The 18,823-nt window shown below is 58.1% G+C and carries 18 protein-coding genes and 2 pseudogenes; 14 read left to right on the forward strand and 6 right to left on the reverse strand.

Features of this window, described 5'->3' with window-relative positions:
* Nucleotides 1-409: 409 nt before the first annotated feature.
* Nucleotides 410-1,231: an ABC transporter substrate-binding protein gene (locus L6D74_RS05055; RefSeq protein WP_064596729.1), complete on the forward strand. Its 822-nt coding sequence runs from the start codon at nt 410-412 to the stop codon at nt 1,229-1,231.
* The gene (locus tag L6D74_RS05060; protein ID WP_221397371.1) at nt 1,228-2,073 is read left to right on the forward strand and encodes an amino acid ABC transporter permease; all 846 of its coding nucleotides are present in this window, start codon (nt 1,228-1,230) and stop codon (nt 2,071-2,073) included. The genes L6D74_RS05055 and L6D74_RS05060 overlap by 4 nt, the downstream gene beginning before the upstream one ends.
* Before the next feature lie 580 nt (nt 2,074-2,653).
* Here L6D74_RS05060 and L6D74_RS05070 read toward each other — a convergent pair.
* Together L6D74_RS05070 and L6D74_RS05075 are read right to left on the reverse strand one after the other, a co-directional pair.
* On the reverse strand, nt 2,654-2,974 hold the full coding sequence (locus L6D74_RS05070; protein ID WP_236187975.1) for a hypothetical protein: 321 nt from the start codon (nt 2,972-2,974) through the stop codon (nt 2,654-2,656).
* 52 nt (nt 2,975-3,026) lie between these two features.
* Nucleotides 3,027-3,524, reverse strand: a complete 498-nt coding sequence (locus L6D74_RS05075; RefSeq protein ID WP_236187976.1) for a short chain dehydrogenase — start codon at nt 3,522-3,524, stop codon at nt 3,027-3,029.
* A gap of 150 nt (nt 3,525-3,674) precedes the next feature.
* Between L6D74_RS05075 and L6D74_RS05080 the strand changes: the two genes are divergently transcribed.
* The 4 genes from L6D74_RS05080 to L6D74_RS05095 all read left to right on the forward strand — a co-directional run bounded on the left by L6D74_RS05080 (nt 3,675) and on the right by L6D74_RS05095 (nt 7,003).
* Nucleotides 3,675-3,923, forward strand: a complete 249-nt coding sequence (locus L6D74_RS05080) for a hypothetical protein (RefSeq protein WP_178076437.1) — start codon at nt 3,675-3,677, stop codon at nt 3,921-3,923.
* A gap of 283 nt (nt 3,924-4,206) precedes the next feature.
* A complete protein-coding gene (locus L6D74_RS05085; protein WP_064596678.1) occupies nt 4,207-5,091 on the forward strand; it encodes a manganese catalase family protein in 885 nt (294 codons plus the stop codon).
* Nucleotides 5,092-5,152: 61 nt separating this feature from the next.
* The gene (locus tag L6D74_RS05090) at nt 5,153-6,082 is read left to right on the forward strand and encodes a ZIP family metal transporter (protein ID WP_236187978.1); all 930 of its coding nucleotides are present in this window, start codon (nt 5,153-5,155) and stop codon (nt 6,080-6,082) included.
* Between the two features lie 120 nt (nt 6,083-6,202).
* A complete protein-coding gene (locus L6D74_RS05095; RefSeq protein ID WP_236187980.1) occupies nt 6,203-7,003 on the forward strand; it encodes an alpha/beta fold hydrolase in 801 nt (266 codons plus the stop codon).
* A gap of 95 nt (nt 7,004-7,098) precedes the next feature.
* Here the strand turns inward: L6D74_RS05095 and L6D74_RS05100 are convergent, their stop codons facing one another.
* Entirely contained in the window at nt 7,099-8,013 is a 915-nt protein-coding gene (locus tag L6D74_RS05100) for a bestrophin family protein (protein ID WP_236187981.1), read from the reverse strand.
* Between the two features lie 184 nt (nt 8,014-8,197).
* Between L6D74_RS05100 and L6D74_RS05105 the strand changes: the two are divergent.
* The 6 genes and pseudogenes from L6D74_RS05105 to L6D74_RS30065 form a co-directional block, all read left to right on the forward strand.
* Nucleotides 8,198-8,383, forward strand: a pseudogene (locus tag L6D74_RS05105) (PLP-dependent transferase); the annotation flags it as partial.
* 500 nt (nt 8,384-8,883) lie between these two features.
* Nucleotides 8,884-10,938, forward strand: coding sequence for an ATP-binding cassette domain-containing protein (locus L6D74_RS05110; protein WP_236188416.1), 2,055 nt, complete (start codon nt 8,884-8,886; stop codon nt 10,936-10,938).
* A gap of 3 nt (nt 10,939-10,941) precedes the next feature.
* Nucleotides 10,942-12,003 (forward strand): ABC transporter substrate-binding protein, encoded by a 1,062-nt coding sequence (locus tag L6D74_RS05115; protein WP_373874453.1) that lies wholly within the window; start codon nt 10,942-10,944, stop codon nt 12,001-12,003.
* Entirely contained in the window at nt 12,000-12,926 is a 927-nt protein-coding gene (locus tag L6D74_RS05120) for a homocysteine S-methyltransferase family protein (RefSeq protein ID WP_236187989.1), read from the forward strand. The genes L6D74_RS05115 and L6D74_RS05120 overlap by 4 nt, the downstream gene beginning before the upstream one ends.
* A complete protein-coding gene (gene msrA, locus L6D74_RS05125; protein WP_236187991.1) occupies nt 12,919-13,386 on the forward strand; it encodes a peptide-methionine (S)-S-oxide reductase MsrA in 468 nt (155 codons plus the stop codon). The genes L6D74_RS05120 and msrA overlap by 8 nt, the downstream gene beginning before the upstream one ends.
* Before the next feature lie 283 nt (nt 13,387-13,669).
* A pseudogene (locus tag L6D74_RS30065) lies at nt 13,670-13,870 on the forward strand (DNA-binding protein); the annotation flags it as partial.
* Between the two features lie 74 nt (nt 13,871-13,944).
* On the opposite strand, the gene L6D74_RS30070 reads toward L6D74_RS30065, so the two are convergent.
* Nucleotides 13,945-14,103: a hypothetical protein gene (locus tag L6D74_RS30070; RefSeq protein ID WP_373874457.1), complete on the reverse strand. Its 159-nt coding sequence runs from the start codon at nt 14,101-14,103 to the stop codon at nt 13,945-13,947.
* A 571-nt stretch (nt 14,104-14,674) separates the two neighbouring features.
* Entirely contained in the window at nt 14,675-15,595 is a 921-nt protein-coding gene (locus L6D74_RS05135) for a LysR family transcriptional regulator (RefSeq protein ID WP_236187994.1), read from the reverse strand.
* A gap of 157 nt (nt 15,596-15,752) precedes the next feature.
* On the opposite strand from L6D74_RS05135, the gene L6D74_RS05140 reads away from it, so the two are divergent.
* Entirely contained in the window at nt 15,753-16,784 is a 1,032-nt protein-coding gene (locus L6D74_RS05140) for an alcohol dehydrogenase catalytic domain-containing protein (protein ID WP_236187996.1), read from the forward strand.
* A 668-nt stretch (nt 16,785-17,452) separates the two neighbouring features.
* Nucleotides 17,453-18,388, forward strand: coding sequence for a LysR family transcriptional regulator (locus tag L6D74_RS05150; RefSeq protein ID WP_236187998.1), 936 nt, complete (start codon nt 17,453-17,455; stop codon nt 18,386-18,388).
* On the opposite strand, the gene L6D74_RS05155 is transcribed toward L6D74_RS05150, so the two are convergent.
* Nucleotides 18,373-18,819, reverse strand: coding sequence for a GlcG/HbpS family heme-binding protein (locus tag L6D74_RS05155; protein ID WP_064596627.1), 447 nt, complete (start codon nt 18,817-18,819; stop codon nt 18,373-18,375). The two genes, L6D74_RS05150 and L6D74_RS05155, sit on opposite strands and share 16 nt — an antisense overlap.
* Nucleotides 18,820-18,823 lie beyond the last annotated feature (4 nt).

The raw sequence follows: 18,823 nt of genomic DNA on the forward strand, positions 1-18,823 counted from the left end.
GCTACTCATTCGCCGCTGAACATGCGTTGGAGCAGCAACGCAACTTACTCAACCTGTTTGCACACTCTTTTCCACTCTGGGCGGCTCCAGCAAGTGTCAGCGGATGAACTACGCTCCTGAAACAACCCCCGCAGATTGAAGAAAACAGTGCAAAGGGTCGATATGACCAGAAGGCTGGAGGGAACCAACAGGCCATTCTTCAGGATCCGGTTTCCCTGATGTTCATTGCCCGGAGTACGCTCCGTGAGAAACCAGAAGCGATGAGCCTTGGAGATGAAGGCTTTGCCTGACGCTGGCGGCTGGATTTCATATAGCCTAAGCGTAGCTTTTTATTCCCAAAATGAAGTACATATTAATTTTATAGTGCGTTTTAATCTAACCAGGCATTTCCTGATTGGAGCATTCGCACTTGAAGATCCCCACACATTTGACACTTGGCCTGGCGCTCGCCGTCAGTTGCGCGGCAGCCTTCGCCGGGCCCACCCTCGATCGCGTGACGCAAAAAGGTGAGCTCACCGGTGTCCTGATGGAGAGTTACCCGCCGTTCTCTTTTCTCAATGACCAGAACCAGCTCGACGGCTTCGATGTGGATGTCGCTAAAGCTGTGGCCGAGCGCCTTGGGGTCAAGCTGAAACTTGAAACACCTTCCTGGGACGTGATTGCCGCGGGGCACTGGAACGGTCGATACGACATCTGCGTGTGCTCGATGACACCGAGCAAGGCGCGGGCCGAAGTGTTCGACTTCCCCGTGGAGTATTACCAGTCACCGGCGGTGATCGTGGTCAATGCGAAGGACAAGGAGATAGTCACCGGCAAGGACTTGTCCGGAAAAAAAGTCGGTGTGATCAGTGCGTCGACCTATGAGGCCTATCTGAACAAGGATCTGGTCATTGAAGGCGCCGAGGACAAACCGTTGAGCTATCCGTTCGACAATGTCCAGATCGCGCCTTACGACAACGAAACCGTTGCCTTCCAGGATCTCGCACTGGGTACCGGCGTGCGCCTGGACGCCATGGTCACCAACCTCATCACGGCGCGTGAACGCATCGCTCAGGATCCGCGTTTCAAGATTGCCGGAGATCCACTGTATGCCGAGCCGAACGTCGTGGCGGTCGAGAAGGGCGATCCGCAATGGAATGCGAAAGTCACCGAGGTCATCGCACAACTCAAGACTGACGGCACGCTGAGCAAAATATCCCGCAAGTGGATCGGTTCTGATATCAGCCAATGACAGCCATCAATCCGCATCCGGCCAAAGCGGCCGTCAGCCCGCAAAAGCAGCCGCCACTGACACGTCAGCTATTCGGTTTTCGCACGCGCCTGTATCTGACGTGGGCGGCGCTTTCGGGTCTGGGCGTGTGGTTTTTCATGCGCTTCGATCTGAAATTTTCGATCATTGTGGAAAAGTTGCCGAACCTGGTCGGCCTGCATCTGGGGCCGAACGGGTTCTTGCAAGGCGCCGCGCTGACGATATTCCTGTGTTTCTGCTCGATCTGGTTTTCGTTATTGCTGGGCTTTGTCACCGCGCTGGCCAGGCTGTCGAGCAGCGCCGTGGCGTTTGGTATCGCCAGCTTCTACGCCTCGTTCTTTCGCGGCACGCCACTGTTGATCCAGATCCTGTTGATCTATCTGGGGCTGCCGCAGTTGGGCGTGGTGCCAGGCGCAATCAGCGCCGGGATCATCGCGCTGTCGCTCAACTACGGGGCTTATCTCAGTGAGATTTTTCGTGCCGGCATCCTCGCTGTTGCCCCAGGTCAGCGCGAAGCGGCAGCCGCACTGGGCCTGAGGCCGGCCGCGACGTTCATCCATATCATCCTGCCGCAAGCCATGCGCACGATCATTCCGCCGACCACCAGCCAGTTCATTTCGATGCTCAAGGACTCGTCCCTGATTTCGGTCATGGGGGTTTGGGAAGTGATGTTTCTGGCGCAGTCGTACGGGCGTTCGTCCTACCGCTACATTGAAATGCTGACCACCGCAGCCGCCATCTATTGGCTGTTATCCATCGGTCTCGAACTGATCCAGCATCGCCTCGAACGCCATTACGGCAGAGGCTTCAAGCATCAGCGCTGAGCCATTCCGTTGAATGATTTCTTGCAGGAACCAAGATGTCCGATCCTAAACCTCTGCTTTTTGCACTCTATGAACAAGCCAGTGTCGGGTGCGGCGTGGATAGCAGTGATCGCTACCACCCTCGTGGCAATCGGGCTCACGCTGACGGGGACGCTAGCCACACTCGCTGAAACGGTCGTCCTGCTCCTGTTGTTCGTATTTCTCAGTACCAATTTGTCCGTGTTGATCCTGCGCCGTGACGAGGTTGCGGAAGATCACTTTCGAGTACCTACGTGGGTTCCGCTACTTGCTATCGTCTCGTGCCTGATACTGCTTGGTCAGCAAAGTCTGGAGACCTGGATGCGTGGAGGCGCATTGATCCTGACAGGCATGCTGCTTTTCGCCTGTGCAAGAGTGGCACTGCCGGCGCCAGTGGAGCCTGGCTAGGCTTGCAAGCGCTTTCCCTGTCTACCGCAGCGTTAACTTGGCTAAGTTATACAAGTGCCAGGGGAGAGCGGTTGTATTGGGTGCATTCAATGCCTTGGATCGGCGGTTGTGAGCAACACTGGAACATCATCAGAATCCCGCCTTACGCCGAGAGTTAATCAGGCTCTTGGAGCGAGCTGAACCATTCGGCATAAGGGGAATTGATGACCAGCCGCCGGTTGAAGTCCGGGCTTCCATCAGTCCACCAGACAGGCCCCCGTTCCCCGAGGGCCACTTTGGCCATTTGTACCTTTTCCCGAGCGCGCTTCAGTTGCGACGCGTCTTGCGAACCCTTGGCGTTCTTGACCTCTCGTCGAGCGGCCATAAGCGCATCGACAAGACGCTGGCGCACATCTTCATCCAATGATGGGTTGGAACATCGCCATAGCTGGCCTTTGACAACAAAGTAGCGACCGTCTGGTGTCACTGGATGCATTCCTGTCTCCGATCGTTCAAAGAGCACTTCTCCAAAAAATCAGCAAGGACGGCTATCTCGGTTTTCGGGCAGGAAGGCGATTGGCTTGTTTGACTCCAAGCAGTATTCCCAGTACTAGCGCGGCGCCTGCCGCCAGGAGTATTGGATACGGATGTTTACCTGACATCCGCACACCTTCGACTCCGTGTTGATCGCTTGCCGGAGCAGGTCGATGTCGTGATGACGATGGAGTAAGACGGCTTGGACTGGCAGCGGGGTCGGCATCTGCCCTGTACGGCATTTCGTTCAAGGGCAATCGCGCACCGTCCGCGAGAGTCAGGGTGAGGTCTTCGACAGTCCCGGCGAGTCGATCGGGAAACACCGGCTCACCCGTGGGATCAAGCTCATCGTAATAAAACTGCTTCCCTTCCAGCCAACCTATGGCCGTCATCAATTCCGGGCCAAGGTAATATTTTCCGTCGAGGAAGAAACCCGGGAAATGTCGCGTGCGTTCGAGACTGTCTATGGTGTAGCGCTCGCCTGCCTTCATACCGGTTGCTGGGTCGATCATGATGAAATCCTCAGATTCGCTGGTGTTGCGATAGAGGACGGGGCTTGGCGCAACGTTCCATCGAGATTACCGAAAGGCTGTTCTTCGTCAGACCTTTTGAACCTAATTCGAAAACTGTTGCTCAACCGGGAAATGTTCGGGGTAGGTGAAATGAATGCTTTCAAGAATCAACTGACGCTTGAGCAGGAATCCAAATTGAAAGCCCTGGATGCCTGGCATCTTGCATTGGAGAACCGAGCGTTACGCATGGAGTGTCCCGATGCCTATCACGAGGAGCTATTGCGCCAGACTGATGAGATGCATCGGTTGGGTAGATTGACCGATTCCGAATGGCGTGACCTGAGAAGGGAGGCAGATGCGGCCTATCTGCGTGCGGTCGCTGGTGAGGATTATCACTGAGGTCATTCAGCTCATGTCTATTGCCGACGACACTCGCAATTGCGTAGCCGGAATTATCCAATACGCGAGGACATGGCCTATCAGTTGAAAGTCTCGATCTCCGTTATTGTCCAGGAAGACTGACTCACAGGTTTCCAACCGCAAAGGGAAAGCAGCACCCGTTGGTCGACAGGGCAGAAGGTTTTTGAAATTAACCCCGGCGCATTTGCTTCAGATGAATGTGGGTTGGCATTCGGTCTATTGCCGAGTGAACGGCAGCCCTGATGCACCTGAGGAGAATGTCATGTTCCTACATAACAAACGACTTCAATACACCGTGCGCGTTGCTCAGCCCAATCCGGGGTTGGCCAATCTACTACTGGAACAATTCGGGGGCGCCCAAGGGGAACTCGCTGCAGCTTCACGCTACTTCACACAGGCGTTGGCCGAAGATGATCCAGGCAGAAAGGATCTCCTTATGGATATTGCCACCGAGGAGCTCAGCCACCTTGAGATCGTCGGGTCGATTATCGTGATGTTGAACAAGGGCGCCAAAGGGCAAATGGCCGAAGGTGTCGAGGAAGAGGGCGAGTTGTATCGCGCCATCAACGGGGCCGGCAACGATTCCCACATCACAAGTCTGTTGTACGGAGCGGGTGCTCCTTTGACCAACTCGGCAGGCGTTCCCTGGTCAGCGGCTTACGTCGATACCATCGGCGAACCGACTGCAGACATGCGCTCCAATATCGCCGCTGAGGCCAGGGCGAAGATCGTCTACGAGCGTTTGATGAATGTCACAGATGATCCGGGTGTAAAGGAAGCCCTCGGATTTCTGATGACCCGTGAAATCGCCCATCAACTGTCTTTCGAAAAAGCACTGCACGCCATCCAGCCTAATTTCCCTCAGGGCAAACTGCCGGGTATGCCTGAATTCACCAACGTTTACTTCAACATGTCTCAGGGCGAAGGCAGCACCCGCGGGCCGTGGAACGAAGGGGAGGACTGGGAGTTCGTAGAGAATCCAGCGCCGGCGGTGGATGGAGGCGAGGGCACCGCGACTGTGCAATTGAGCGCCGAGGATGAAGCGCTGCTCATGGACATGAAAGCCAGGACGATGTCCGACCCAGACAGCAATCCGATCACGGGTGCGGACCTGGGGGCGGGTGTGCAAGGCGAACCACAACCTTAACGACGCGACCGCACGCCGAAGGGCGTGCGGTTTTTCCAACTCAAGAAAACAGGAGGGTGCGATGTTCGAGCCGTTGACCTCATCTGGCGCAACACTTCGCTCACGGTTTGTTCGGCTGTCAAAATCCGGATGGGGCGGGCTAGCCTTCTGGTCAATTCTGATTGGCGTGACGCTTTGCTTGCTGATCAGCGGGTACGGCGCCTTCGTCGGCGCCAACAAACAAAATCTGCACTTTGCATTTCTCGGCGGCATGTCAGGCTTCGCTGCGACGGCCATAGGTGCGGTGGCAGCGATTGCGTTACGCGATATCGCCGCCAGAACGCAGGACATCATGCTGGGCTTCGCCGCCGGAATGATGCTGGCCGCCAGTTCGTTTTCGCTCATTCTTCCGGGTATCGAAGCCGCCCAGGAGCTCTGCGGTAACCAGCTGCTCGCAGCCTGTGTCGTCGTTGCAGGATTGGGATTGGGGGTAGCGCTGATGATCGGTCTGGATCGCTTCGTGCCTCACGAACATGAGAAAAGCGGTCGCCGTGGGCCCGAGGCGCAGCGCATCAATCGTGTATGGCTGTTTGTCCTGGCAATCACGCTGCATAACTTGCCGGAGGGGATGGCCATTGGAGTGAGCTTTGCCAATGGCGATATGAAGGTGGGATTGCCGCTCACCACTGCCATCGCCATTCAAGACATTCCCGAAGGCCTGGCGGTGGCGCTTGCGTTACGCGTGACCGGGATTTCAGCGCTTCGCGCTGCGCTTATTGCGGTGGGCTCAGGGTTGATGGAACCCATTGGCGCGATCGTCGGCTTGGGGATTTCGAGCAGCTTCGCATTGGGATATCCCATAGCGCTCGGTCTGGCGGCGGGCGCGATGATTTTTGTGGTGTCCCATGAGGTCATTCCCGAGACCCATCGCAACGGTCATGAGACACCTGCGACCTTGGGGTTGATGCTCGGTTTCGGGGTCATGATGTTCCTCGACACGGCTTTGGGTTGACCCTTTACCTCCCATCCATCATTGGACGGCTTGGTTGAAGAAACTGGAAGCAAAAATCCGACGGTAGACGTCGCGATCCCACCTGCACTGCCTTTCAATTACGTGCAGCAAGGAGAAATCATGACAACGCACAGGCTGACAACGAAGGGCTTGCAGTTGAACGTTTCGATCTGCGGTCAAGGCTCTCCGCTGCTTTTGCTCAATGGTTTGGGTGGTTTGATTCGTACCTTCGATCCGCTGCGCAATGAACTTGACGACTTCATGACCATCACGCTGGACGTGCCCGGAGTCGGCAAGTCGCAAATGCCCCGTTGGCCCCTTCGCCTGCCACGCCATGCCGACGTGATTGCCGGGATGCTTGAGCAATTGGGGATCGACCAGGTCGATGTGTTCGGCGTGAGTTGGGGAGGTGCATTGGCTCAGGAATTCGCTCTTCGTTACCCGAGCAGGGTACGCAGGCTGATCCTCGCGGCGACCTCTCCCGGTCCATTGCTGCTGATGAAGCCTGCAGACGTAATGGATTTTTTCCGCAAGAGCAAAAACACCAACATGCACAAGCAAGAACGATCCGGCCATTCAGTTCAGACGCTGCTGCGGTTCGGTGTGATGAAGGGCATGCTCTCTGTTAATCCGCGAACCTACTATTTCCAGCTCGCAGCCTTGATCGGATGGACAAGCCTGCTTCGCTTGTCCCGACTGCTTCAACGCACGCTGATTCTTGCCGGCGACCGCGATCCGTTAATACAGGCGTACAACGGCCATGTCCTGCGCCGCACAATTGGACGTTCAGAACTTCGCCTTCTGAAGGGTGAGGGACATTTCTTTGTGGTGACCAGCGCTAGACGAACTGCCGTCCTGGTCCGCGAATTTCTTTGCCGCCATTACGACGATGAAGAGAAGGCGCCGAGGATCGCGAACTGAAACACCAAGGCTGGCCTGGAGCGCACACGCTCGTCTCATCAATAGTCGCTCTGCACCTGATAAAGAAAAGGGGAGACCCGCTATCACACTGCTGCTTAAGCAGCGCCTCCGGCGTGCTCTTCAAGCCTGCGCACATCACCCAACGAATCACGTTGCATCGACTGCAAGTTCTTTTCAATGGTTTCGCACAGTGCTTCCATTTGAATCTGGTGTTCGCTGTGGCGAAACGGGCTTTGCAGATCGGTGCCGATGCGTTCGATGGCCAGCAGCATGAATCCCACCACGGTCGACGCCAGCGGCGTGAACCAGCCCAGGGATTCGACCAGTCCCACCGGCACGATCAAACAGAACAGCGAAATAAACAGCCGCGGAAAATAGACGTAAGGGTAGGGCAGCGGGGTATTGGCGATCCGCTCCATGCCGCCCTGACTGTTGGAAAGGTCGACCAGCGTCGACTCAAGCCGCGCCAAGCGAATACTGTCCAGATGCCCGGCCTTGTATTCCTTGGCGAGCAAAGTCGCGGAGCCGGTGAGGATATCGTTGGCAAAGTTATTGGTCGTGCCACTGCGGGCGAACTCTTCGGCGGGAATAAACGCCCGCACCTCGTCGGGACAAGGCTGGCCTTGCAGGTGCGCGGCGAGGCAGTTCACATAAGCGACGTGGCGGCGCAGCAGAGTGGATTTGACCGGATTCACCTCGCCGCCGGTGTCGTCCAGCAGCGTCAGCACCTGCCGGGCGAAGCTGCGGGAGTTGTTGATCATCGCCCCCCACAACGTCCGCGCTTCCCACCAGCGGTTGTAGGCGCTGCTGTTGCGAAAACTGATCAATACGATCAACGCCGAACCCAGCAAGGTCAGCGGCATCAGCGGCAGGTTCAGCTTGGCGTTGAGAAACAGCATGAAGTCGACGGTGACGGCGATGTCCCACAGCAGCAACCAGAACAGAGACCAGCCCACGTAGCCCAGGGTCTTGATGATCAGGCGGTATTTTTTGACGATGGCAGCTTTCAAACGGAAACCTCGTGTTGAGCAGTTTGCTTAAACGCTTAAGCATCGGACGATGCCTGGCATCGGCAGTTCCCTGGTGAAGCAGCCAACCGTCAGTCAATCTGCGAAGCCCGGCCATCTGAATGGCCAATGCTTGCGAGAAAAATCCTCGTATCCCGATTGGACCGCAGATGAACCACGCGGCAAGCAAGTGCACGAGCGTCAGGCTCTGGAAGTCGCCCACTGGTTACAGGCACACCCGCAGGTGAAGCAGGTGTTCCATCCGGCCTTGCACGATCATCCCGGCCATGCCTTGTGGCGCCGGGACTTCACTGGCAGCAATGGCCTGCTGTCCTTTGAATTGCGTGAAACGGACGCAGCGTACAAGGATCAAGGTCGTGCCGTTTGATGTTCGCTCACTCAGTGAGGGGACTCTAAGGTAGCGTCTGCACGGGCGCGGAACACTCCATCAAAACCGGGCTGAGTCTGCTGCTGGACGTCAGCCCGTCGATGAGTCGATCAAGCGTTGACCGGCACGGCTTTGGGCCTGCGATACAGGATCGTTGTCGGTGTGCAGCACGTCCAGCCGTCGGCACGCAGCAATACCAGATCGCTTTGAAAAGCACCTCCGGAAAACCGGGCGGGAAGGCCTAAGCTCATTCCAAAAAGATATTTATTTAATCTTTTTAAGATCGTTTAGCTTTTAGCAAAGGAAACGTGCAGCGCCTCGCTTGCGGCGTTTTTTTGCCTCAGGCCAACCCTGTCCGCGGTCATGCCTGAGGCTCCTGTCCATTTTTTCTACCCTGAACGGCCACATATCTGGCCGTCAGCGGTTTGTTGCCCGGAGCCCTCGTGACACTTATTCAAACCTCTTTGGCAACGGTACAGGTCGACTTGCCTGAACGATTGGCCCCACCCACCGGCGATAGCGCCGAGGAGGGCGATGTTGTCCTCGAACTGCAAGGCGTCACTAAAGCTTATCTGCGCAAAGGCGGGTCGCCGTTGCCGGCTGTCAACCATGTCAGCTTGAAGGTCCGGCGCGGCGAAGTGCTGTGCCTGATGGGCACCTCCGGCAGCGGCAAATCGACCTTGCTTCGCCATATCAATCGTTTGATCGAACCCACCAGCGGTGAGGTCTTGATTGAAGGTCAGGCTATCAGCGGCCTGAGCCACAAAGCGTTGCGGGATTTGCGCTCGCGGCGAATCGGCATGGTCTTCCAGCATTTTGGTCTTTTGCCCCATCGCACGGTGCTGGACAACGTTGCGCTGCCTCTGGAGTTGCGCGGCGAATCCGAGGCCGTCCGGCACGCAGCGGCCACCCGACAGTTACAGGCGATGGGCCTGGAGGGATGGGGCGAGCATTATCCCCACGAGTTGTCCGGCGGTATGCAGCAACGGGTCGGTCTTGCGCGGGCATTGGTGACTGATCCGGATATTCTCCTGATGGACGAGCCTTTCAGCGCACTGGATCCGACCATCCGGCGAGACCTGCAAAGCCACTTTCTGGCCTTGGTACGCGAGCGCGGGATCACCACGTTGCTGGTCACCCACGATCCTGCCGAAGCGGTACGTCTCGCTGACCGGATAGCGGTATTGCGCCAGGGACGTCTGGTGCAGTCGGGCACCCCGAAACAGCTGCTCGAGACGCCGGCCGATGCTGAGGTCGCGGATTTCTTCCGCGATTGCCTTCCAGCCGCACCGGTATTGCACGATGCCGGTGGCGCGGTACGTCAGGTTCCCGAAACGGCACCGAAGGAGCAACCGGTTCAGCCGGGCTTGCGCGGCTGGCAAGCCCTGTTGCTCGGGCCGGCAGCGCTGGCGGCGCGGGGCCGAGGCGGGTTGTTCTGGCTCGGGTTCGCCGCAGAACTCGCGGCCCTGGCCACTGCGGTGCAGGGCATTGCGAGCGCATCATGGATATCGGTCGTGGTGGGATTGGCCGTGCTGGCGGCCAGTCGTTTCACCGCGTATTCGCTGAGCCATCAACCGGTGCGGCGCGCCGTTTCGAGTTGGGCGTTGCCGCTGGCGGTGCTGCTGGTCAGTCAGGCATTGGTGATCTGGCGCGTGTTGACGCCCGATACCACCCAGGCGTTCTTGCAGTTCCCGGCCAGCCGCCAGGCGCTGTTACTGACTGCACAGAGCCTGGATGATTTTATCGGTTGGTCACAGGTGACATTCGAGAGCGCTTTTGTCGGCGTAATCGTTGCGGTTCGCACGGTCATTGAAGGGATCGAAACCCTGCTCGGTTGGCTGCCCTGGCCGGTTTGCGCGCTGGCGCTGGTATTGCTGGCCTGGCGCTCGGCGGGCCTGGCCCTGGCGCTCACCAGCAGCGCTGCGTTGTTGTATATCGGCCTGTTCGGGTTTTGGGAGCGGACAATTGCCACGCTGGCGCTGGTTGGTTCGTCGGTGCTGATCGCACTGGTGATCGGCGTACCCACCGGCATTTTGCTGGCGAAGCGGCCGTTTGCCCGCAGGCTGCTCACGCCCTTGCTGGATGTCATGCAGACCCTGCCGACCTTTGTCTACCTGATTCCCGCTGTGGCGTTCTTTTCGGTGGGCAAGACCCCGGCAGTCATTGCGACGGTGATTTTTGCCCTGGCACCGATGATTCGTCTGACGTCCCTGGGTATTCAGGAAGTCCCGAAGGATGCCGTGGAAGCGGCAATCGCCCATGGAGCAACCCCCTGGCAAACCCTGGTGAAGGTGCAACTGCCGCTGGCGCGACGATCTCTGTTACTGGGGATCAATCAGACCATTGTCATGAGCCTGTCGATGGTGGTGGTTGCTGCCCTGATCGGCGCTGGAGGGTTGGGTTACGACGTCATGACGGCGTTGCGCAATATCAAGGGCGGCGAGGGCGTGCTGGCCGGCGTAGCGATCGTGCTGTGTGCATTGATCCCCGATCGAATCATTCAATCGAGCTTGCGCAAGCAAGACCATCTGCATAACTGAACTGTGAGACTTATCGTGACAAAACATCTATTGCGTAACCTGAGTGTGGTTGCAGTGCTGGCTTCCCTGATCGTGCCGGCCAGCGTGATGGCCAAGGACAAAATTGTCATTGGCGAGCAGAACTGGACGGGGGCCATCGCCATTCAACACATTCTGGGTGAGGTGATCAAAAGTCGTCTGGACGGTGATGTGTCGTATCTCGCCGGGGACGTGCCGGTGCTGTTCAGTGCGGCGGCCAAGGGCGACGGTTCTGTGGATGTGCTGACGGACATCTGGCTGCCCAATCAGTCAGCGGCGTGGGCCAAGTACGTCACCGGCGGCACCCGCTCACTGGTGCCCAATGCTCACCCTTATACCGGCGAACAAGGCTTCTACATTCCCGGTTATCTGCAAGACAAGTACGGCGTCAAATCGATCTACGACCTGAAAAAACCGGAAGTGGCCAAGCTCTTCAAGCCAGAGGGCGGTGGCAAGGCCGAACTGCTGGTGGGGGCAGCGGGCTGGGAGTCGAGCTATATCTGCCAGATCAAGGCCAAGGATTACGGCTTCGCCGATAAATTCGAGTCCGTGTCGACGGAAGCCTCGGTGACTTACGCCAAACTGGCCTCGGCTTACAAAGCGCAACGCGGCGTGGTGTTCTACGCCTACACCCCTGACTGGATTTTCTCGGCCTATGATCTGCGTCGCCTGGAAGAGCCCGCGTTCGATGGCTACGCCCAGGACAACAAAAAAGAAGATCCTCTTTACAAGGCGGATGGCTGCTGGAAATTCATCAGCCCGACCGTCGATCCCGACTGGCTGAACAAGAGCCACATCACCTGCGCCTTCCCGGATGCCAAGGTGTACGTCCTGGCTTCCACAGCACTGCAAAAGCGCGCACCGAAAATTGCCGAGTTCCTGCACAACTTCTCCATCGACCCGGCACAGTTGAACGGATTGATCCAGAAGATCGAAAAGGAGAAACAGCCAGCAGACGTCGCCGCCAAGGCCTGGGTTCAAGCCAATTCTTCTACTGTTGACCAGTGGTTTGCAGGGCAGGCGCAGCAAGTGAGTTCAGCCCAATGACCAGAGCGAACGTACGTGTGCTCGATGGCGGCATGGGGCGGGAGTTGAAGCGAATCGGCGCGCCGTTCCGTCAACCGGAATGGTCGGCCCTCGCGCTGATCGAAGCGCCCGAGTATGTGCTGCAGGCGCATCAGGCGTTCGTGAAAGCGGGCGCCCGGATCATCACCACCAACAGCTATGCGGTGGTGCCTTTTCATATTGGCGACGAGCGATTTGCCGAGCAGGGAAGAGCGCTGGCTGAGCGCGCCGGACGCTTGGCGCGGCAGGCCGCCGGCGAAAGTACCGATGCGGTCACCGTGGCCGGGTCGTTGCCGCCGGCGTTGGGGTCGTACCGGCCGGATCTGTTCGATCATCAGCGTTCAGTAGCGATCCACCGCGAACTCATTGCCGGATTGCAGGCGCACGTCGATGTGTGGCTGGCCGAAACGCAAAGCTCCATTGCTGAAGTGCGGGCTGTGGTCGAAGCCCTTGGAACGGATCCCGCGCCACTCTGGGTGTCATTCACGCTGTTGGACGAAGAGGGCCGGGAACCGCGATTACGCTCAAACGAGGCCGTTGCCGATGCGGTTCGCGTGGCGGCCGAACTGGGGGCCAAGGCGGTGCTCTTCAATTGCAGCCAGCCGGAAGTGATGGCCGCGGCCTTGATTGAGGCACGCGCTGTGATTGAAAACCTGGATCATCCTGTCGAACTGGGGGTTTATGCCAATGCTTTCCCCCCTGTCAGTGCCAAAGCCGAGGCCAATAGCGATTTGTTGGACATTCGGCGCGATCTGGGCCCCGAGTCCTACCTGGACTGGTCGAAATCATGGGTTGCCGCAGGGGCCAGCATTGTCGGCGGATGCTGTGGGATCGGCCCGGAGCATATCGCCCAGTTGCATTTGCACCTGCACTATCAAAAGGGTGAGGAGGCCGCGCATGAGTGATTTTCCAGGCGACGTTCTGTCAGAGCAGGCGACATTGGGTGCCGGTTGCTTCTGGGGGGCGGAAGCCTCATTCCGGGCATTGCCGGGTGTGCTCGACACCCGCGTCGGGTTCGCGCGGTCAGACTTGGGCGATGCCACCCTGATCGAAGTCGTGCAAGTCGACTTCGACCCCCGACTCATTTCCTACAGCCGTCTCGTCGAGCACTTCTGGACACTGCACGATCCAACGTCAGTCGACCGGCAGGGTGCGGACGTCGGGGCGAAATACCGTTCCGCGCTGTTTTTCAACAGTACCGAGCAGGCCCGACTGGCGCTTGTCGCCAGGCAGCAGCTGGACGCCAGTGGCCAGTTGGGCAAGCCAGTGGCTACGGTGATCCTGCCACTGGGTGAGTTTCAAAAGGCAGATGAAGAACATCAGCGCTACCTTGAAAAGCACGGTGGCAGCGCCTGTTCCATTTGATGCATAGGCAACGCTTTTGCCGTCAGGGCCGGGGCGTTGCGATTTCTCGGCGAGGTACTGGTCGCGGGGACGCGGATCGATCTGCGGAAAAGTGCCGTTTCAGCTTTGCCGATTCTGGCGACCAGGTTGTCGGCTTGACGGCCGCTTTGGAGCCAGATGGCGTAACCGTCGAGAAAGCCAGAATCTCCTCGCAATAGAAAGCCTGGATCGCTCGCAGGTGCGCCGCAGCCATGTTGTACGCAGGGTGCCTGAGTTCAGTTGGACGTAGATGAATGGAATGAGTATGGGCAGCGGCGCTGCATCACCAACTAAAATTTCAGTTCGACGAGATGGGGTCGAGCGCGTGCGCCTGGAACTGGGTAGGGGAAGTCCGGTTAGAGTCGGTGGGCTCGTCGATATTTGGTGGGCACGTTTGGCCGAACGCCTGAGCGGGGAGACCCGTTTGCCGGCGTTACCTAGTGAGGTGTCGCAGGCGTTGTGCTGGACGCCGAACGTGAGCGACTCGCAGAAATTGAAGATAGAGCGCATCAGGATCTGGCAAAAGGGCGCCAACAGGTTTCAGAAGCAATGGCCGGGCGTCAGGCGGCCGAATCTCGCTTGGCTGACCTGGACCTTCTGTTGGTGCAGCGGCAGGCCCAGATTGAGGAGCTCCAGCAACAGCGTGATGTCTTTAAGCGTGAACGGCACGATGCCCAGGGGCAAAATCAAATTCTCCAACAGGAACTCCACTTGCTACGACTCAAGGCCGAGCAGGAGCGAATCACACAGGAGAACTATTTGCGGGGCGTTGAGGATCGGGCTCACCGCGAGGTTGATCGGGCCCGGGAGGAGGGGAAAGCCGCAGTAAGCCAATCAAAAGTAGCCAGCCGCAGGTGCGACGACTTGCGACGTAGGTTGGAGTCGGCCCAGAGCGAGCTCAGCCAAGCGGAGCAACGTACTGCGGCGCAGTTGGCCCGCGCAGAAACTTTAGAACAACAGTTGATTCAGATACGCCAGCTGTCAGAGATCAAGCGCAAGCCGCGAGTCAGAAAAAACCGACATCAAGCAACCCTAAAGACTAACCGCAGGTGTCAGCTAGCGGCCATTAGAGAACCCTCAAAAGCGACCGCTATCGGCCAAAAGCGGACAATCATGACCGACCGCTTACGGCTAGAAACAGACGTTCATGGACGACTGCTTTTTCGACCCATAGCTGCCGGTCAGTTGCAATGGCAAGGCGTTGACGATGCTGGTCGATGAGTTGTGCCAGGCGGTGTTACAACTAACCTGCCGCCTCTTGGGCACAAGGTCATCTAATGCCGGACCGTGTTTCAGTCAGCATATTGATCAACGCTCTCAGGCCGGATGGTACATGGCGATTCGCCGAGTAATAGAGGCACAGCCCCGGATACGCGGGACACCACTCTTCCAGAACTCGTTTGAGTCGTCCGTCCTTGAGCGCATTGGCTGCAAGATGGTCGGGCACAAAGGCGATGCCGACTCCATCGATTGCTGCCTCCACCATCAGCGGCTGATCAGTCAATGTGAGAGGGCCGGGAGCATTGATCCTTTCGACAGCGCCATGGCGCTCAAACTCCCATCGGTAGATTGCACCACTTTCAAACCGGAAGCGGATGCAATGATGGTCATACAGATCTTGCGGCACCCTTGGATATCCGCGTTGCTCGAAGTACTCGGGCGACGCCACTGCCGCAAAGCGAACCTCTCCCATGACTGGGATGGCCACCATATCTTTGGGTACGGCTTCCGCTAATCGGATGCCCGCATCAAAACCATCTGCAACGATATCGCTCAGCTTGCCATCACTGAATATGTCGAGATGGACGCGAGGATACTCGCGCAAAAAGCGCGCAAGCACTGGCCACAGTACCAACCGGATGGCGCCCTCACTGGCATTGATTCGCACCGTTCCGCTGGGGGCGTGGTCAATGCCCTCCAACTCCCGAACGGCTTCTTCAACTGAGGCCATTGCCGGTCTTAGTTTTATGGCTAGGCGCTCTCCCGCCTCGGTCAAGGAGACGCTTCGAGTCGTCCGGTTGAAAAGGCGGACGTTCAACCGTTGTTCGAGAGCCTTGATCGAGTGGCTGATCGCCGAGGGCGTCATGTCGAGATCGATTGCGGCGCTGCGGAAACTTCGGTGGGCTGCGACCGCCAAGAACGCGGCAAAAGCCGACAGGTCATTACCCTTGGATTGGTGAATTATTTTCATCATGGAATCAAATATTGACCAGATTGTTGCGACAGTCAATGAGCCATAGACTCGAATGAAGCTGCAGTATCGCGGGTCCAAAATGGCCTGTGTCGCTCTCAGAGCATCTCGTCCGCAGCCCTAACAGCAATGACCACCTGATCGAAAGGAACATGCGATGAAGATGAAGGCAGTTGTGATGACTGGCGCGAACAAGCCTTGGGAGGTTCATGAGGTTCCCATGCCCAAGGCAGAGCCAGGGCTGGTCCTGGTGAAAGTTCACGCCTCCGGCATGTGCTACACGGACGTGTGGGCAACTCAGGGGGCTGGCGGTGACATTTATCCCCAGACCCCGGGTCACGAAGTAGTCGGTGAAATCGTCGAAGTCGGTGCGGGCGTCCACACGCGCAAGGTTGGAGACCGAGTGGGCACCACTTGGGTACAGTCCTCGTGCGGTCGATGCCCGTACTGCCGCCAGAACCGCCCGTTGACCGGCCAGACGGCCATGAACTGCGTTTCGCCCAGAACGACCGGTTTCGCGTCGCAGGGCGGGCACGCGGAGTACATCGCAATTTCTGCGGAAGGCACCGTATTGTTGCCCGATGGGCTGTCCTACACGGACGCCGCGCCCATGATGTGCGCGGGCTATACCACCTGGAGCGGCTTGCGAGACGCGGAGCCAAAACCGGGTGACAGGGTCGCGGTGCTGGGTATCGGCGGGTTGGGCCATGTCGCCTTGCAGTTCTCAAAGGCGTGCGGGTTCGAGACCATCGCGATCACGCATTCCCCAGACAAGCACAAGCTTGCGACCGACTTGGGTGCCGACCACGTCGTCATCAATGCCGAGGAGCTCTTGGCAGTCGGTGGTGCCGACGTGCTGCTGATCACCACCAACGACTTCGAAACCGCCGAAAAGGCGCTCGCGGGAGTTAATCCTGACGGTCGCATCGTCCTGTGTGGGCTCGACTTCAGCAAGCCGTTCTCGATTCCGTCCGACGGCAAGCCATTCCATATGATGCGCCAACGGGTGGTTGGCTCCACGCATGGCGGACAGCATTACCTCGCCGAAATTCTCGACTTGGCCGCGAAGGGTAAGGTCAAGCCCATTGTCGAAACCTTTTCGCTTGACCAGGCAACGGAGGCTTATGAACGTCTGTCCTCCGGGAAGATGCGATTCCGTGGTGTGTTCCTGCCTCACGGCGGAAATTGATACGCAGAGCGGTTCTGGCGACCGCGCGGTCGCCGGAACCGCGTTAATTATGAAACGTGGGGACTGAAAAATGGCGGCGGGTAGGTCATCGGCAATGCGCAAAGGAACGCCCCCTCAACATCGCCATGCTGAAAGCCTGCGACGTGGCATTGATATCGGTCGAATATCGGCTTGTGGTAACGACGCCTGATTTATTGCTCAGAAAATAAATCAGCCCCCTTTTCTATGCCCGCGCTCCGCAGCTAATCCTGATCGTGCGCCTAAGATAGGACCGAAGTGGCTTGGTGACAAAACGCCACGTCGGGTTGAGTCGTGGCAAGTCGCTTGGATCAGTGCGTAGCAAATGGTGATAGGTCTATTTTCTCCTAGCTAGACGTCCGCTTCTGGCCGAAAGCTGCCGCTCACGGAATGCCGCTTTTGGCCGATTGCCGTCATCCACGAGCATCGATTTTCGAGCAACCTATAAGTTGCTCTCGATCAAAAGTGGTCGCAGGGCTTTTGCTTACCTGATATAGCGCGCATTGGCGCTTGGTATCTTCGTTAGCGATACCTCCCAACGACGCATGCGATTGGCGCATGGGTACACAGCTCGATAAGGTCATGGTTCGTTTTTGATCATGCCCGTAACTCGGAGCAGACAAGCCGCTACCAGCGCCAACGGAACCCACATGCGATATCGACGCCTCGACCTTAATCTCTTGGTTGCGCTGGACGCCTTACTGAGCGAATGCAGCGTCAGCAGAGCGGCCGAGCGTTTGTGCCTGGGGCAGTCAGCTGCCAGCTCGGCATTGGGCCGCTTACGTGAACATTTCAATGACCCGTTGCTGGTGCAAGTGGGGCGCCGCCTGGAACCCACGGCGCTGGGCCTGGAGTTGCTGCCAAAAGTGCGTGCAGCGTTGGCGCTGACACGGGAAGTCGTCGACGCGGCACTAAGTTTTGATCCGGCGAACTGTGACCGGCACATCACCCTCGTAGCCTCCGATTACGTCGCCGACGTGCTGCTTCCGGCGGTCAGCCGTGTTTTGGCGCGTGTCGCTCCGAATATTCGCTTGAGCCTGCGCGACATGCCGGTGCCACGCGACGGCGATGTCGTCAGCGAAGCGCTGGATTATCGGCGCAGCGATTGTGTGGTCGTGCCGCAACGAACGCTGAATCCGGCCTATCCCCATATGCCGCTCATGACTGACCAGCTCTGTTGTATTGTCTGCGCCCAACAGCCACAGTTTGCCGAGCAACTGAGCATGGCTGACTATCGCGCGGCAGCGCATGTGGTGCGCGAGTTTGCCGACGGGCACAACTTGGCGATGGATGCCATGCACCTGCATGAACTCGGCATTGAACGGCAAGTGGCGGTGACCGTTGAAAGCTTTGTGCTGATGCCGGAGTACATCGTTGGCACTGCGCGTATTGCCACGGTGTTTCAGCGACAGGCTCAGCGCTTCGCCCAGCGATATCCATTGCGCGTCCATCCAGCACCGCTGGCGTTCCCCGAGGCTGTTCAAGTCTTGCAATGGCATCCCTATCAAGAGCATGACCCGGCCATGCAATGGTTTCGCGGCCTGCTTCTGGAACAGGCCGCGTTACTCGATCAACCCTCTGCCTGATCGCCGTTGTCGGCGACCAATCCGGCCTTGGCGATGGCCAGCAATGCGCAGCGCTCGTCGTTGTCCGAGGTATCGCCACTGATGCCGATGGCCCCGAGCACCACGCCCTCGGCATTCCGGATCAACACCCCGCCCGCCACGGGAATCACCTCGCCGCCGGTCAAACTGTTGATCGCGTCGAAAAACGCCGGCATTGCCTGCGCGCGTCGCGCCAGTTCACGGCCTCCAAAACCCATACCCAAGCAGCCACGCGCCTTGCCGTTGGCGATTTTCGTTCGCAGGAAAGTGGCGTGTTCGTCGCGCAGAACCGCCAATGGATGGCCGGCGGCATCCAGTACCGCGACGCCCAGAGGTTTGATCCCGGTTTCCCGAGCAAAGTGGATGGCGGCGCTCGCTATGTTCGTGGCAGTGAGCAGATCCAGTCGTTGCATGGTT

Origin of the sequence: Pseudomonas pharyngis, assembly GCF_021602345.1 — a bacterium.
In the GTDB taxonomy this organism is placed as follows: domain Bacteria; phylum Pseudomonadota; class Gammaproteobacteria; order Pseudomonadales; family Pseudomonadaceae; genus Aquipseudomonas; species Aquipseudomonas pharyngis.